The following is a 14,965-nucleotide window of genomic DNA, read 5'->3' on the forward strand; positions in this document are numbered from 1 at the left end:
TGTTGAGAATATTGAGTGCATCGCTCCTGGATAAGACTCCAATTAAGGACCTCTTTATAAAAGAGCCTGCTGATGTGATTAATGATGGACAATTAAGTCTTAATTTTTTTTAGTGGACACTAGTGATGAATTAAATATAAAAAAGGGGGATGTTCAACAAACTGAACATCCCCCTTTTTTATATCTGTTTAGTGCCGGAACTATAGTAATGAAAGCGTTTTTTCGAGGGTCATACCTCTCGATCCCTTGATGAGGATATGGTATCCTTTCAATGGTTTTTGGGTAAGTTCGCTCATAAGCTCTTCTATATTCGGAAAATGCATGAAGCTGGTGCCGGTCGACGAAAAATGTTCGCCGCAAAGATATACCTTATCGAATCCGGCCTGTTCAATTTGCTTTACAATTTCGGCATGCAGAGCGTCACTTGTTTCACCCAACTCACGCATATCGCCCAGAATGACTGCCTTAGGGGTATCAACCTGCATGGCTGCAAAGTTGTCGATAGCTGCCTTCATGCTGCTTGGATTGGCGTTATAGGCATCGATGATAAGCTTGTTGTGTTCGGTCTCTTTAAATTGAGAGCGGTTGTTGTTGGGTTCGTAGGATGCAATGGCTCGGCTGATCCGCTCGGCAGGAATCTTAAAATACCGGCCGATGGCTACGGCCACCAGCACGTTATCGAGGTTGTAGCTGCCAATCAGATGAGTTTCCACGGTATGAATTTTCCCTTGTTGCTTCCAGTCGAAGATTAAAAACGGACTGCAGGATGCCACTTTGCCAGAAGCAAAAGAGCTTTCGTCTGTGCCGTAGCTAATTTGTTCAATTCCTTTAGCGATGGGTTGAAGGAATTTGTTTTCTTTTTTAATGAAAATTTTCCCTTTGGTCTGGCGTATATAATCGTATAATTCGCCCTTGGTCTTTATTACTCCTTCGAAGGATCCGAATCCTTCCAGATGTGCTTGTCCCACGTTGGTGATTATGCCGTAGTTTGGGGCTGCGATTTCTGCAAGTTCTTTGATATCGCCCGGATGACTTGCTCCCATTTCTATGATGGCCATTTCATGCTGGTGATTTAGCCTTAGTAGAGTAAGCGGAACTCCAATATGATTGTTCAGGTTTCCTTCGGTGTACAAAAGGTTGTATTTGGTTGATAACACAGCAGCCAGTAATTCTTTGGTAGTTGTCTTGCCATTACTTCCGGTTATTCCTATAACCGGAGTTCCCAAAGCTTTCCGATGTCTGTGTGCCAGTTGTTGAAGCGTTTTGAGCACATTATCCACAAGGATGGTTCTGTCTCCGGTGATATAGTCAGGATTGTCTATTACCGCATATGCGCATCCGGAGTCAAGAGCCTTGGATGCATACTGGTTGCCATCAAAGTTTTCACCTTTGAGAGCAAAGAAAATTGAACCAAACGGACAGTTTCTACTGTCGGTTGTCACTTTAGGATTGTGCAGGTATAATTCGTACAATTCAGAAATAGTCATAGCCTTACCTCATTAACAGATTATCGCGATGCAAAAGTAAGCATATTATATTATTTCCTTACATTTGTAGAAAATTGTTTGAAACTTCAGGGAGAATAAATGTATGACCGCTACTAAAACATTAAATATTAGAGGAACTCTTCTCGAACTTAAAGAGCCCCTGGTGATGGGGATATTAAATATTACTCCAGATTCGTTTTATTCGGGCAGCCGTAAGCAGACTGAAAAAGAGATAACGGAACGAATTGAAACCATTCTTGCAGAAGGTGGAGGAATGATTGATCTGGGTGGTTATTCCTCCCGCCCGGATGCAAAGGAGGTTAGCCCGGATGAAGAGATGAATCGTCTGTCGTTGGCTCTGGATATCATTTTACGTCATTACCCGGATGTAATAACCTCTGTAGATACATTCAGGGCCGGAATAGCAAGAGCTTGCGTTGAAAAATACGGTGTGGCTATCATTAATGATATATCGGGAGGCGAGTTGGATCCGGAAATGTTTTCGACTGCTGCCGATCTGCAGGTACCCTACATATTAATGCATATGCGTGGTACGCCGCAAACCATGCAGCATAAAGTGGATTATGCCGATTTTATGGGAGAGGTAATGTTGTACTTTTCAGAAAAAATACGACAATTAAATGAATTGGGAGTAAATGATGTAATCCTGGATCCTGGGTTCGGTTTTAGTAAAACCCTTGATCAGAACTACGAACTGATGGCCCGGATGAACGAGTTCAGACTTTTTGATATGCCATTGCTGGTAGGTATCTCCAGAAAGAGTATGATCTACAGATTGCTTGATACGGATCCTTCTGAAAGTTTGAACGGCACAACGGTGCTGAATACGTTTGCATTGCAGCATGGAGCTGATATATTAAGGGTGCATGATGTTAAGCAGGCGGTTGAGGCGATTCGAATAATTGATAAACTTTCTAATATACAGTAATCGTATGTGGATGAATTTTGGCATAAAGGATCTCATTGATGTCTTACTGGTAGCCTTTTTCCTTTACCAGACCTACAAATTGATGAAGTCGTCCGGAACGTTAGGTATATTCAGTGGGGTGGTTTCATTTGTGGTAGTCTGGATTCTGATGTCTCAGATTCTTGAAATGCGTTTGATGGGAGCTATCCTGGATAAATTTATCAGCGTAGGTTTTGTTGTTTTAATCGTATTATTTCAGGATGAGATCCGTCGCTTTCTGCTTGCATTGGGTTCTCACAAAGGCTGGAAGTTTCTGGCGAAGCTTTTTTCTACCCGTGAGGATGCCGGCGAAAAAGAGGGAAAGTACATTGCGCCGGTTGTTCTGTCTTGTATGAATATGGCAAGGAAAAAAACGGGAGCCCTTATTGTGGTCGAAAGAGATATGGATTTGGCTCTATATGAACATACTGGAGAAATGTTTAATGCCGATGTTAATGCCCGATTGATAGAAAATATTTTTTTTAAGAATAGTCCCCTTCATGATGGCGCGATGATAATTTCGGATAATAAAATAAGGGCTGCCGGTTGTATTCTCCCGGTTGCTCAGAATGCCAATATTCCGAAAGAATTGGGGCTAAGACATCGCTCGGGATTGGGAATGTCTATGGAAACAGATGCGATGGTGATTATTGTATCCGAAGAGCGCGGACGTATCTCCGTTGCACACTTAGGCAATCTTTGTGTAAATGTGTCAGCCGAAGAACTCCAACAGATACTTTCCGGCGAACGGGAGGTGACAAACTTCTGTTAATGTTTGTGAAAGTGCCAAGTTGAGGTGTAAATATCTTGCTTATTTTGTAAACTCTATATTGCATTTTGCCTAATTTTGTAGTCGAAAACAGATAATTATCTTAAAATATATAAATATCTTCCGCTATGGACTTATTGCAAGACATTATTACACGCGCTAAAGCTAACAAACAACGTATTGTTCTTCCTGAAGGTACCGAAGAAAGAACGCTTCGTGCTGCCGACAAACTATTGGCAGACGGTGTGGCTTCTATTATTTTGATTGGAAATAAGACGGAAATCAGTCAACTGGCTGCTTCTTATGGATTGAAGAATATTGATCTTGCTACGATTGTAGATCCCCTGAATCATGAAAAGAAGGAGGCTTATGCCGATTTGCTTTTTCAGTTGAGACAAAAGAAGGGAATGACTCCCGAAAAGGCCGCTGTTTTAGTAGAGAATCCATTGTATCTGGGTTGTCTGATGATTAAAGCAGGAGATGCGGATGGAGAAATTGCCGGAGCTCAAAATACAACAGGGGACGTGTTGAGACCTGCTTTGCAGATTGTAAAGACTGCTCCGGGTATTAGCTGCGTTTCAGGAGCTTTCCTGATGTTTTTGAAAGATAAGTCCTATGGCGACAATGGTCTTTTGGTATTTGCAGATTGTGCTGTAATGCCTAACCCAACTGCTGCCGAACTTGCACAGATTGCTGTGTCAACTGCACAGACAACCCGTGACATCGTTGGGGCGGATCCTAAAGTGGCAATGCTAAGTTTCTCAACGAAAGGAAGCGCATCTCACGAGATGGTTGATAAAGTTGTGGAAGCAACCCGCCTTGCAAAAGAGATGGCTCCCGATTTGAAAATTGACGGTGAGTTGCAGGCTGATGCAGCTATTGTGGATGTTGTTGCTGCTCAAAAAGCACCGGGAAGCGAGATTGCCGGCAAAGCCAACGTATTGGTTTTCCCTACGCTTGAAGTGGGAAATATTGCTTATAAGCTGGTTCAGCGTCTGGCTGGCGCACAGGCAGTAGGACCTATCCTCCAGGGAATTGCAGCCCCGGTAAACGACCTTAGCAGAGGTTGTTCTGTTGATGATATATATAAAATGGTTGCTATTGCTGCCAATCAGGCAATCGGGTTAAAAGCATCAGCGAAATAAGAAACTGAATAACAAAAATAAAGATCATGATAATTTTAGTATTGAATTGCGGTAGCTCATCGGTAAAATACAAACTGTTTGATATGTCCAAACAGGAGGTGATGGCTCAGGGTGGTGTGGAAAAGCTTGGCTTACCCGGCTCATTTCTGAAATTTACTTTGCCAAGTGGTGAAAAGGTAGTTTTGGAAAAAGAGTTGCCGGAACATAATGTGGCAATCCAGTTTATTTTGAGTATTCTTACCGACAATAAATATGGATGTATCAAATCATTAAATGAAATCGATGCCGTTGGTCACCGTGTAGTTCATGGGGGCGAAAAATTCAGCAGCAGTGTACGTATCACCAATGAGGTGATCGGTAAGGTTGTTGAATGTATTGATCTGGCCCCATTGCATAACCCGCCCAACTTGAAAGGTATTCGTGCCATGGACGCAATTATACCGGGTATCCCTCAGGTTGCCGTTTTTGATACGGCTTTCCACCAGACTATGCCCGATTATGCTTATATGTATGGTTTACCTTATTCTCTTTACAAGAAGTATGGTATCCGTCGTTACGGCTTCCATGGAACCAGTCACCGTTTTGTTTCTCAGCGTGCATGTGATGTCCTTGGTGTTCCTTATGAAAAACAACGTATTATCACTGCTCACATCGGTAACGGGGGTTCAATTACTGCCATTAAAGATGGAAAGAGTATTGATACAACCATGGGACTTACTCCGGTTGAAGGCCTGTTGATGGGTACTCGTTGTGGTGATGTGGACGCTGGTGCTTTGTCTTTCATCATGGATAAAGAGGGACTGAACGCTGCCGGATTGTCTGATCTGATTAACAAACAGAGTGGTGTGATGGGACTTTCAAGCATTTCGTCTGATATGCGTGAGATTGAAGCTGCGATTGAAGATGGCGACAAGAAGGCTATTTTGACCATGAATGTATACAATTACCGCATCAAGAAGTATATCGGTGCCTATGCAGCTGCTTTGGGTGGTTTGGATCTCCTTATATTTACAGGCGGTGTAGGTGAAAACCAATGGTCTACACGTACGGCTGTTTGTCGCGAGATGGAATTCATGGGCATCAAACTTGATGAAGCTAAGAACGACCATATGCGTGGACAAGAGATGATTATCAGTACGCCCGACAGTAAAGTGACGGTAATGGTTGTTCCAACTGATGAGGAGCTGACTATTGCAAAAGATACACTTGAAATACTAATCAAAGAGTAGTACTTACTTATTATAAAAAAGAGGGTGAATCACATTTGAAATTCACCCTCTTTTTGTTTATAATATGCTGAATAGTCCCTTGATAACCAGGTTTTATTACCTTTCGGCGATTCTTTTGGGTTTAATATTTAGCCTTATCCTTCAAACTGATCCAGAAACAACGTTGTTCCGTCCCATTCTATATACGAGAAAAACTGCATCCAGTCGCCTCCGATCAGCATACGTGATGTATGGGTGAGTTGCAGGTCAAGCATAACATGCCGGTGACCGAAGATGAAGAAGTTTATATCCGGATGCGTCTGTAAATAGTCCTTCGAAAAGGCTACCAGGTATTCCGAAGCTTCTCCTTCGTACTTGTCTTCCCTGTCAAGACCGCTTTTACGGCTGCTAAGCGACCATCCCATCGCAAATCCGAAACTCCATCTCGGATGAATACCTGCATATAACCACTGACAGAATTTGTTTCTGAACAGGCTCCTGATAAAACGGAAAGCCAGGCTTCGGTTGTCCACCTCGTCTCCGTGAGCAAGGAAAAAGCGTTTACCCAGCAGATCAACCGTTATTGGCTCCCGGTGTATAATGGCACCGATCTCCTTTTCAAGGTAATCAAACATCCAGATGTCGTGGTTGCCAATAAAGAAATGTATCTCGATTCCTCTGTCTGAAAGTTCGGCCAGCTTGCCAAGGAAGCGGACGTGTCCTTTAGGTACGACATATTTATATTCATACCAATAGTCGAACATATCTCCCAGCAGATAAAGTGCAGCTGCATCCTCTTTGATGCTATCCAGCCACCTGACCAGCTTGTTCTCTATCGCCCGGGGATCTCTATGAAAACGGGCGCCCAGATGAGCATCCGAGATAAAGTATATTTTATTGCCTTTTCCCATTTATGAACGCTTAGAGGAATCCCAGTTCAAGTTTAGCCTCTTCAGACATCATATCCCTATGCCATTCGGGCTCAAAAACCAGGTTTATCTCAACGCTTTTAACACCGTCTACACTCTCAACCTTCATTCGTACATCCTCAACGATGAAATCTACCGCCGGACAGTTGGGAGCTGTGAGGGTCATGTCGATGCGAACGTTCTTTTCATCATCGACATCTACTTTATATATTAATCCCAGGTCATATACATTCACAGGGATTTCAGGATCATATACTGTTTTAAGCATCGCTACGATAGCTTCTTCAGTTTGCAGAAATTCGTTATTCATAATGCTACTTTTTTATTAGTGCAAATATACATTAATTCTTCAAATTCTCTCATCAGTCGGAATCAATCGCCCTTCATCAGCATAGCTATAATAACTTCCGTCGCATACAATTATATGGTCAAGAAGCGAGAGATCCATCAGTTTGGCAGATCTATATAGTTTGTGTGTCAGACGGTCGTCACTCTGACTGGGATGATAGTTGCCCGAGGGGTGGTTGTGACAAAGAATTATACCCGATGCCAGATTGCTAATGGCCGCTTTTAGCATTAATTGGATATCAGCTGTTGTTTCGCCTGTTCCTCCCTGGCTTATTTTTACTTTAACAATTACTTTGGCTGAACGGTTCATGAGTGCAATCCATAATTCTTCGTGCGGAAGATCGCAAAGATGCGGATGAAACAGCTGATAAGCATCATTACTACATCTGATTACCGATCTCTGTAGTATTTCGCTCACATTTCTGCGTTTCCCCAATTCCATGGCTGCACAGATGGTAACAGCCTTGGCCTGGCCAATTCCTTTGAATTCGCGCACCAGATCATTAACCGATAGTTTGGCAAGTGAGTTTAGATTGTTATCTGCATGTAACAGGATGCGTTGGGCTAATTGGACGGCACTTTCATTACTGTTCCCAGATCCGATCAGAATGGCAAGAAGTTCGGCATCTGTAAGAGATGATACTCCTTTTTGGAGCATTTTTTCACGTGGCCGGTCTTCGGTAGCCCACGATTTTATTGGAAGGTTGTTGGTTTTTTCAGACATAGTTGATGGTTTTGTAAAAAAAGAAAAGCATAGATGTAATTACACATCTATGCTTTAGTAATATTAGTTTATTCCTTAGCGAACACGACCGAGGTATGAACCGTCGCGTGTGTCGATTTCAATAAATTCACCTTCTGTGATAAACAAAGGAACACGAACTTCTGCACCTGTTTCCACAGTAGCAGGTTTCAATGTGTTGGTTGCAGTGTCTCCTTTAATTCCTGGTTCGGTGTAAGTAACCTGAAGTGTTACCTTTACCGGAAGCTCGCAGGTAAGAACTGTTTCAGTGGCAGCGTGAACCATTGCTTCTACGGTATCTCCCTCTTTCAGGAACTGAACACCATCGATTGTTTCTCCAGGAATGGAGATTTGTTCGAATGTTTCAGGGTGCATAAAATTGTAACCCATTTCGTCCTTGTAAAGGAACTGATAAGGGCGACGCTCGATACGAACCTCTTCAACCTTAACTCCTGAATTCCATGTTTTATCTAAAATGCGACCTGTTGTAACATTTTTTAGTTTGGTTCTTACGAAAGCGGGACCTTTACCTGGTTTTACATGTAAGAATTCAACGATGAAATAGTATGTTCCATCAATATCAAGGCACATGCCATTTCTGAAATCTGCTGTAGTAGCCATAAATATTTTATATAATTAGTTTAATAGTTTATCGAACAGACCGCAAAAGTAGAATTTTTCATTCAATAAAGCAATATTTGTATTCCTTTTCTGAATAAAATAGGTTGCAAATCAATAAAGTAGGGTATCAAAAGAGGGTTAGGAAAGCTTGTACCAGAGGTACGAGAATGGCTGTCATGATTCCCATAATACCAATTGCCAATCCGCTGATTGCTCCTTCAATGGCTCCAATCTGTATAGCTACGGATGTTCCGATGCCGTGAGCAGAGGCTCCAAGGGCTAATCCCTTGGCAATCCGGTTTTCGACACCTAATTTTTTTAGGATGAAAGGACCGGCCATACTACCGAATATTCCAACGGCTACAACTATCACTGCTGTAAGCGATGGGATTCCGCCTGTTTTTTCTGCTATTTCGATGGCGATTGGCGTTGTGACAGATTTAGGCTGGATGGATGCAATCAGTATGTCGCTGGCTCCCATTGCCTTACATATAAGGATGACGCTGATTATCCCTGTCAGCGACCCAACGAATAGGGAGGTAAGGATAGATACGACATTTCCCTTCAGATTTTTCATCTGTTCATAAAGGACATAACCTAAAGCTACAACAGTAGGCCCGAGCATGAAATTAATGATCCGGCTTCCCTCCCGAAAGGTCTCATAAGAGATGCCTGTAATTTGCAAAACCGCGATTATCACCAAAATAGATGTTAGGAGCGGATGAAGCAGACCTATTTTTGTCTTTCTGTAAAGTATCGTCGATGCAACATAGGTTCCAACTACCAGCGTAAGAATAAAAACTTCCGATTCGAGCAGGTTATTCATCTTCTTTTATCTCCTTTCCCATTTTTTGTTGAACAATTCCTACCGTTGCAATAACAAGAACAGTACTTACAACGCATGCCGTTACGATGACAACCCAGTATTCGGAGATGATGCCCAACGCATTCATCAAACCCACTCCGGCGGGGAGGAAAAATATACCCATGTTCTGGGTGAGAAATGTAGATATCTTTTTTACTTTAAGCGGTTTCACCCACCCGGCTACAAGAGCGAGGAAGAGTAATATCATGCCGATAACGCTGCCTGGAATAAAACCCCCAAGGAAATGACTGACAAATTCCCCAGCAAAGAAAAAGAAGAGAATATAAAAAACTTCTATAAGCATAAGCCTCTTTATTAAGTCGTTGCAAATATAACAATATAAAATCAAATTATGTTGTAAAACATGTTTATAAGCGCTAATAATTGTTTATTGTTCACTAGAGGAAGAAAAAACAAAACGCTGATTTTATATTTATTTAATGAATTTTAATACACCAGCAGCCTATATAGCAATAAAAAGGCATATTTTTTTTGCAAACAGGCTGATAATTTGTATATTTGCAAGCGATAAAGAGAAGATGAGGAGGGGGCGGGTAGCCCCCTTCTTTTGTTCTTAACCATATGTATATGATAGAAAAAAGTAAGATTACCCAGTTAGCGGAAGATTATCTGGCTTCCTCAGCCAATTATCTGGTTGATGTTGTGATTAAACCAGGAAACTTGATTGTCGTCGAGATTGATAATGACGATGCAGTGTGTATAGATGATTGTGTGGCTTTGAGCCGTTATCTGGAAGACAATCTGGACCGTGAAGCCGAAGACTTCGAACTGGAGGTTGGTTCAGCAGGCGTAACTTCTCCTTTTAAAGTTCTTCGTCAGTATCTTAAGAATGTGGGAAACGAGGTAGAAGTCTTGTTGAAAAACGGGATAAAACTTACCGGTTTGCTAAAATCGGCTGATGAGAAAGGTATAGTTATTTCCATTGAAAAACAGGTGAAGCCGGAAGGTGCAAAACGGAAAGTTACTGTTCAGGAAGATGTGATTTATACTTTTGATGAAATAAAAAATACAAAATACTTAATACGATTCAAGTAAAATAAGATTATGGCCAAGAAAGAGGAAACAATCAGCATGATTGATACATTAGCAGAATTCAAGGATTTAAAAAATATCGATAAAGACACCATGATCAGCGTTTTGGAGGATTCTTTCCGGAACGTGATTGCAAAGATGTTCGGAACGGACGAAAACTTTGATGTTATTATCAATCCTGAGAAAGGCGACTTTGAAATCTGGAGAAACCGGACGGTTGTGGCTGATGATGAGTTGGAAAACCCAACGTTGCAGATTACACAGACAGAGGCCCGGAAAATTGATGCCGACTGTGAAGTTGGAGAAGAGGTTACTGATGAGGTACACTTCGCTGATTTCGGTCGCAGAGCTATTTTGAATCTTCGTCAAACGCTGGCATCTAAGATTCTTGAATTACAGAAAGATAGTTTGTTTGCAAAATATAAAGATAAAATCGGTCAGATTGTATCTGCAGATGTATATCAGGTTTGGAAAAAAGAAATTTTACTGCTTGATGACGACGGTAATGAATTGTTGTTGCCTAAGACAGAACAGATTCCTTCCGACTTTTATCGTAAAGGAGAGACAGTACGTGCTGTAGTGTTACGGGTTGATAATTTAAACAACAATCCTAAAATCATCCTTTCGAGAACAGCTCCTGTTTTTCTGGAAAGATTGTTTGAATTGGAAGTGCCTGAAATAAACGACGGACTTATCACAATAAAGAGAATTGCCCGCATACCGGGAGAAAGAGCAAAAGTGGCTGTAGAGTCTTATGATGACCGTATCGACCCTGTTGGAGCCTGTGTAGGGATGAAGGGGTCGCGTATTCATGGAATTGTACGCGAGCTTCGCAATGAGAATATTGATGTGATAAACTTTACGTCTAACGTGTCCTTGTTTATTCAACGTGCACTGAGTCCTGCTAAAATATCTTCAATCCGAGTAAGCGAGGATGATAAAAAAGCGGAAGTTTACCTTCGTCCGGAAGAGGTTTCATTGGCCATTGGTAAAGGTGGTCTGAATATCAAGCTGGCATGTATGCTTACAGAATACACAATTGATGTGTTCCGCGACATAGAGGGTGCAGACGAAGAAGATATTTACCTGGATGAGTTCTCTGATGAAATCGATAGCTGGATTATCGATGCACTTAAGAACATTGGTTGCTATACTGCCAAGAACGTGTTGGCTATGAGCCGTGCAGAATTGATCGAACGTGCGGATTTGGAAGAAACAACAGTAGATGAGATACTGGCGGTTCTGTCTGCAGAGTTTGAAGATCAGGATAATGAATAAATAAGTATTACGACAAAGTTAGATATGCCTATAAAATTAATAAATGTAACGAGAGATTTAAATGTGGGAATCACCTCCGTGGTGGAATTCTTACATAAGAAAGGTCATCATGTTGAGAGTAATCCCAACACGAAGATCAGTGATGAACAGTATGCTTTGCTCGTAAATGAGTTTGGAAAAGGATTACATGACGGGAAAGACCGCGATCGGTCATCTTCAGACCGTTTTCAAAAAGATAAACGCAAAGAGGTGATTGAAGAGGTTGGTTCAGCCAAACCAGAAAAATCTTATGAGATTAAGACTGAAATACCTGAAGAATACAAACCCCGTATTGTAACTAAAGGCAAAATCAACCTGGACGAGCCCTTTAAAAAACAGGAACCTCCTGTTGTTAAAGAAGCTCCGGTTATTAAAAAAGAAGAGAAACCTGTCAGACACGAGGTTGCTCCGGAAGTTAAAGTGCAATCAGAGCCTGTTGCTGAAACTACGCCTGTTAAAACTCATTCACCTAAAGAGGAAAGAGTTGTGTCTGAACCAGTGCAAAAAGAGATAGTAGTGGATAAAGTAATAGTCGAAGATAAACAACCGATGCTTAAAGAAACTCCAAAAGATAATCGACCTGAAAAAATAGAAGATAAACCTGTTGAGACACCTTCTGCTGAGACAGAAAACGAATCAGAAGAGGTTTACCGTATTAATACGACCAAGTTTGAGTCGAATATAAAGGTTACCGGAAAGATTGACCTAAATGCACTCAATCAGTCAACTCGTCCCAAAAAGAAGACGAAGGAGGAAAAGAGAAAAGAACGCGACGACAAGCGCTTCCCTGAACGGAAGGTCGTAGTAACACACAAAGGACCTAAGGATGCTTCTTCTCCTAGACCAGCGGCTCCGGTTAAAGTGGGCGATGCTCCTAGACCTGGTGCTCCCGTAAAGGCCGGATCTGGACCTGTAAAACCAGGCGATGATGCAGAAAAGAAGAAACGTAAACGTATCAAGAAAGAACGTGTGGATGTAGCTTCTACTCCCGGTTCAAATAATTTTGCACGTCCCACCTTGCGAAGTGATCAGAAGCCGCGTCTTAAAAAACCGGTAAAGGCCGAAGTAAGTGAAGAGGATGTTCAGAAACAGATAAAGGAAACTTTAGCACGTCTTACCAGTAAAGGAAAAACCAATACAAAGGGTGCGAAATATCGCCGTGATAAGCGTGATGCGGCATCTCGTCGCGAGCACGAACTGCTGGAACAGGAAGAACGCGAAAGCATGGTATTGAAGCTTACGGAGTTTGTAACTGCAAACGACCTGGCCAACATGATGGATGTTCCTGTTACCAAAGTTATCGGTACTTGTATGAGTATCGGTATCATGGTTTCAATCAACCAACGTCTGGATGCTGAAACAATTAATATTGTTGCAGAAGAATTTGGTTTCAAGACGGAATATGTAAGTGCAGAAGTTGTTGAAGCAATCAATGCCGACGAAGAAGATAATGAAGAAGATATGGTAACCCGTCCGCCAATCGTAACAGTGATGGGACACGTTGACCATGGTAAAACTTCGTTGTTGGATAATATCCGTAATGCCAATGTAATTGCCGGTGAAGCCGGAGGTATTACACAGCACATCGGTGCTTATAATGTGAAATTAAAGAGCGGCCGACGAATCACATTCCTGGATACTCCCGGTCACGAGGCATTTACAGCCATGCGTGCACGTGGAGCAAAGGTTACCGATATCGCAATTATCATTGTTGCGGCAGACGATAATGTGATGCCTCAGACAGTTGAAGCGATTAATCACGCTGCAGCGGCCGGCGTACCAATGGTATTTGCTATTAATAAAATAGATAAGCCAAGTGCAAATCCTGAGAAGATCAAGGAAGAGCTGGCTAAAATGAATTACCTGGTTGAAGATTGGGGTGGAAAATACCAGTCGCAGGAAATCTCGGCAAAGAAAGGACTCGGAGTGGAAGAGCTTCTTGAGAAAGTCTTACTGGAAGCCGATATGCTGGATCTGAAAGCCAATCCAAAGAAACGTGCGGTAGGTTCTATTATCGAATCATCCTTGGATAAAGGTCGTGGCTATGTTTCAACCGTATTGGTAGAATCAGGTACACTTCGCATGGGTGACATCGTATTGGCTGGTACCCATCACGGAAAAATCAAAGCAATGTTCAACGAACGTAATGTTCGCATTGAGGAAGCTAAACCTTCGGAACCTGTATTGATTCTTGGATTGAATGGTGCTCCTCAGGCAGGAGACACGTTCAACGTACTTGAAACAGAACAGGAAGCCCGCGAGATTGCAACCAGAAGAGAGCAGTTGCAGCGAGAACTTGGTCTGCGTACCCAGAAAATGCTTACTTTGGATGATATCGGCCGTCGTATTGCCGTTGGAAACTTCCAGGAACTGAATGTAATTGTGAAGGGCGACGTGGATGGTTCGGTTGAGGCATTGGCCGATTCGCTGATTCGTCTTTCTACTCCTGAAATTCAGGTTAATGTGATACACAAGGCTGTAGGTCAGATTTCAGAGTCGGATGTTGTTTTAGCAGCTGCTTCAAACGCCATCATTATCGGATTCCAGGTTCGTCCGGCTGTTGCCGCCCGTCGCCAGGCTGATAAAGAAGGTGTCGAGATTCGTCTGTATTCAATTATCTACGATGCTATTGAAGAGGTGAAATCGGCTATGGAAGGTATGTTATCACCGGATATCAAGGAGGTTATAACTTCCAACGTAGAAGTACGCGATGTCTTCAAGATTACGAAAGTTGGTACGGTTGCCGGATGTATGGTTAAGGAAGGTAAGATTAAACGTTCTAACAAAATCCGACTCATTCGCGATGGTATCGTAATCTATTCGGGCGATCTTGGCTCATTGAAACGTTATAAAGATGATGTTAAGGAAGTTGCTTTCGGTTACGAATGTGGTCTGAATATTACCAATTACAACGATATCAAGGTTGGAGATATTATCGAATCATATGAAGAAGTGGAAGTAAAGAAAACATTATAATGAATTGGTTGGATATAACATTGGTATGTTTAGCCGGCTTAGGATTTGTGAAAGGCCTGTTTGATGGATTCATCAAACAGGTTGTTTCGCTTCTGGCCCTTGTCCTGGCGATCTATTTTTGTGGACAGATTGCTTTATGGTTTCAGGCATTTTTCATGGAATCGGGTTGGTTCTCTGGAAAAACATCCGTTGTTATGAGCTATATCATTGGTTTTTCTTTGATTGCAGGAGTCATCTCATTGGCAGGCTGGGTTGTGGACAATGTTGTGGACGCCACACCCCTTGGAATATTGAACCACCTTTCAGGAGGAATTCTTGGGGTGCTGATCACGACATTTTTTCTAAGTCTTTTTATCAATTTTTATGAAACTATAGATAAGGAGAGCAAATTGATATCTAAACAGACCAAAGAAAATTCCCGCTTCTACTATTTTACCGGCTCTTTAGTCCCCACTCTTTATGCTCCCTTCCATATTTTCGACAATAATGAACCTGAAAAGGAAGAAGGAAATCTTCTATTGATTTGATTTATGAGGAT

The 14,965-nt window shown here is 42.0% G+C and carries 15 protein-coding genes; 8 read left to right on the plus strand and 7 right to left on the minus strand.

Annotated features, from left to right (window positions below; genetic code table 11):
* Positions 1 to 200: 200 nt before the first annotated feature.
* A complete protein-coding gene (locus AB7E53_RS08060) occupies positions 201 to 1,487 on the minus strand; it encodes a UDP-N-acetylmuramoyl-tripeptide--D-alanyl-D-alanine ligase (protein ID WP_446775108.1) in 1,287 nt (428 codons plus the stop codon).
* A gap of 103 nt (positions 1,488 to 1,590) precedes the next feature.
* Between AB7E53_RS08060 and folP the strand changes: the two genes are divergently transcribed.
* The 4 genes from folP to AB7E53_RS08080 all read left to right on the plus strand — a co-directional run bounded on the left by folP (position 1,591) and on the right by AB7E53_RS08080 (position 5,597).
* Positions 1,591 to 2,436 carry a dihydropteroate synthase gene (folP, locus tag AB7E53_RS08065; protein WP_446775110.1) on the plus strand — a complete coding sequence of 282 codons (846 nt, stop codon included), beginning with the start codon at positions 1,591 to 1,593 and terminating at the stop codon, positions 2,434 to 2,436.
* A 4-nt stretch (positions 2,437 to 2,440) separates the two neighbouring features.
* Positions 2,441 to 3,226: a diadenylate cyclase CdaA gene (cdaA, locus tag AB7E53_RS08070; protein ID WP_068182045.1), complete on the plus strand. Its 786-nt coding sequence runs from the start codon at positions 2,441 to 2,443 to the stop codon at positions 3,224 to 3,226.
* Positions 3,227 to 3,351: 125 nt separating this feature from the next.
* Positions 3,352 to 4,368, plus strand: a complete 1,017-nt coding sequence (gene pta / locus AB7E53_RS08075) for a phosphate acetyltransferase (protein WP_079683975.1) — start codon at positions 3,352 to 3,354, stop codon at positions 4,366 to 4,368.
* Between the two features lie 26 nt (positions 4,369 to 4,394).
* Entirely contained in the window at positions 4,395 to 5,597 is a 1,203-nt protein-coding gene (locus AB7E53_RS08080) for an acetate/propionate family kinase (protein WP_446775112.1), read from the plus strand.
* A 134-nt stretch (positions 5,598 to 5,731) separates the two neighbouring features.
* On the opposite strand, the gene AB7E53_RS08085 is transcribed toward AB7E53_RS08080, so the two are convergent.
* From AB7E53_RS08085 to AB7E53_RS08110, 6 genes are all read right to left on the minus strand, one after another.
* The gene (locus AB7E53_RS08085; protein WP_446775114.1) at positions 5,732 to 6,487 is read right to left on the minus strand and encodes a UDP-2,3-diacylglucosamine diphosphatase; all 756 of its coding nucleotides are present in this window, start codon (positions 6,485 to 6,487) and stop codon (positions 5,732 to 5,734) included.
* A gap of 10 nt (positions 6,488 to 6,497) precedes the next feature.
* Entirely contained in the window at positions 6,498 to 6,815 is a 318-nt protein-coding gene (locus AB7E53_RS08090; protein WP_079683978.1) for a metal-sulfur cluster assembly factor, read from the minus strand.
* A gap of 39 nt (positions 6,816 to 6,854) precedes the next feature.
* On the minus strand, positions 6,855 to 7,577 hold the full coding sequence (radC, locus tag AB7E53_RS08095; protein ID WP_079683979.1) for a RadC family protein: 723 nt from the start codon (positions 7,575 to 7,577) through the stop codon (positions 6,855 to 6,857).
* A 75-nt stretch (positions 7,578 to 7,652) separates the two neighbouring features.
* Positions 7,653 to 8,216 (minus strand): elongation factor P, encoded by a 564-nt coding sequence (efp, locus tag AB7E53_RS08100; protein ID WP_079683980.1) that lies wholly within the window; start codon positions 8,214 to 8,216, stop codon positions 7,653 to 7,655.
* A 127-nt stretch (positions 8,217 to 8,343) separates the two neighbouring features.
* On the minus strand, positions 8,344 to 9,042 hold the full coding sequence (locus tag AB7E53_RS08105) for an LrgB family protein (protein ID WP_079683981.1): 699 nt from the start codon (positions 9,040 to 9,042) through the stop codon (positions 8,344 to 8,346).
* On the minus strand, positions 9,035 to 9,385 hold the full coding sequence (locus AB7E53_RS08110; protein ID WP_179400126.1) for a CidA/LrgA family protein: 351 nt from the start codon (positions 9,383 to 9,385) through the stop codon (positions 9,035 to 9,037). Before AB7E53_RS08110 ends, AB7E53_RS08105 begins: the two co-directional genes overlap by 8 nt.
* A 284-nt stretch (positions 9,386 to 9,669) precedes the next feature.
* Between AB7E53_RS08110 and rimP the strand changes: the two genes are divergently transcribed.
* Genes rimP through AB7E53_RS08130 form a run of 4 tightly spaced genes read left to right on the plus strand, consistent with a single transcriptional unit; the run spans position 9,670 to position 14,954 of the window.
* Positions 9,670 to 10,137, plus strand: coding sequence for a ribosome assembly cofactor RimP (gene rimP, locus AB7E53_RS08115; RefSeq protein ID WP_176134074.1), 468 nt, complete (start codon positions 9,670 to 9,672; stop codon positions 10,135 to 10,137).
* Positions 10,138 to 10,146: 9 nt separating this feature from the next.
* On the plus strand, positions 10,147 to 11,412 hold the full coding sequence (nusA, locus tag AB7E53_RS08120; protein WP_179400127.1) for a transcription termination factor NusA: 1,266 nt from the start codon (positions 10,147 to 10,149) through the stop codon (positions 11,410 to 11,412).
* Positions 11,413 to 11,436: 24 nt separating this feature from the next.
* Positions 11,437 to 14,427: a translation initiation factor IF-2 gene (gene infB, locus AB7E53_RS08125; RefSeq protein ID WP_179400128.1), complete on the plus strand. Its 2,991-nt coding sequence runs from the start codon at positions 11,437 to 11,439 to the stop codon at positions 14,425 to 14,427.
* A complete protein-coding gene (locus AB7E53_RS08130; RefSeq protein ID WP_446775116.1) occupies positions 14,427 to 14,954 on the plus strand; it encodes a CvpA family protein in 528 nt (175 codons plus the stop codon). The genes infB and AB7E53_RS08130 overlap by 1 nt, the downstream gene beginning before the upstream one ends.
* The last annotated feature ends 11 nt before the right edge of the window (positions 14,955 to 14,965 follow it).

It is taken from the genome of Macellibacteroides sp., from assembly GCF_050251695.1.
Lineage (GTDB): Bacteria > Bacteroidota > Bacteroidia > Bacteroidales > Tannerellaceae > Macellibacteroides > Macellibacteroides fermentans.

Bases quoted from the DNA above. Each gene is read 5' to 3' on its own strand.
- AB7E53_RS08105 (WP_079683981.1), bottom strand. From the start codon at position 9,042: ATGAATAACCTGCTCGAATCGGAAGTTTTTATTCTTACGCTGGTAGTT.
- folP (WP_446775110.1), top strand. From the start codon at position 1,591: ATGACCGCTACTAAAACATTAAATATTAGAGGAACTCTTCTCGAACTT.
- rimP (WP_176134074.1), top strand. From the start codon at position 9,670: ATGATAGAAAAAAGTAAGATTACCCAGTTAGCGGAAGATTATCTGGCT.
- AB7E53_RS08060 (WP_446775108.1), bottom strand. From the start codon at position 1,487: ATGACTATTTCTGAATTGTACGAATTATACCTGCACAATCCTAAAGTG.
- pta (WP_079683975.1), top strand. From the start codon at position 3,352: ATGGACTTATTGCAAGACATTATTACACGCGCTAAAGCTAACAAACAA.
- AB7E53_RS08110 (WP_179400126.1), bottom strand. From the start codon at position 9,385: ATGCTTATAGAAGTTTTTTATATTCTCTTCTTTTTCTTTGCTGGGGAA.
- AB7E53_RS08080 (WP_446775112.1), top strand. From the start codon at position 4,395: ATGATAATTTTAGTATTGAATTGCGGTAGCTCATCGGTAAAATACAAA.
- cdaA (WP_068182045.1), top strand. From the start codon at position 2,441: ATGTGGATGAATTTTGGCATAAAGGATCTCATTGATGTCTTACTGGTA.
- nusA (WP_179400127.1), top strand. From the start codon at position 10,147: ATGGCCAAGAAAGAGGAAACAATCAGCATGATTGATACATTAGCAGAA.
- AB7E53_RS08085 (WP_446775114.1), bottom strand. From the start codon at position 6,487: ATGGGAAAAGGCAATAAAATATACTTTATCTCGGATGCTCATCTGGGC.
- AB7E53_RS08130 (WP_446775116.1), top strand. From the start codon at position 14,427: ATGAATTGGTTGGATATAACATTGGTATGTTTAGCCGGCTTAGGATTT.
- efp (WP_079683980.1), bottom strand. From the start codon at position 8,216: ATGGCTACTACAGCAGATTTCAGAAATGGCATGTGCCTTGATATTGAT.
- radC (WP_079683979.1), bottom strand. From the start codon at position 7,577: ATGTCTGAAAAAACCAACAACCTTCCAATAAAATCGTGGGCTACCGAA.
- AB7E53_RS08090 (WP_079683978.1), bottom strand. From the start codon at position 6,815: ATGAATAACGAATTTCTGCAAACTGAAGAAGCTATCGTAGCGATGCTT.
- infB (WP_179400128.1), top strand. From the start codon at position 11,437: ATGCCTATAAAATTAATAAATGTAACGAGAGATTTAAATGTGGGAATC.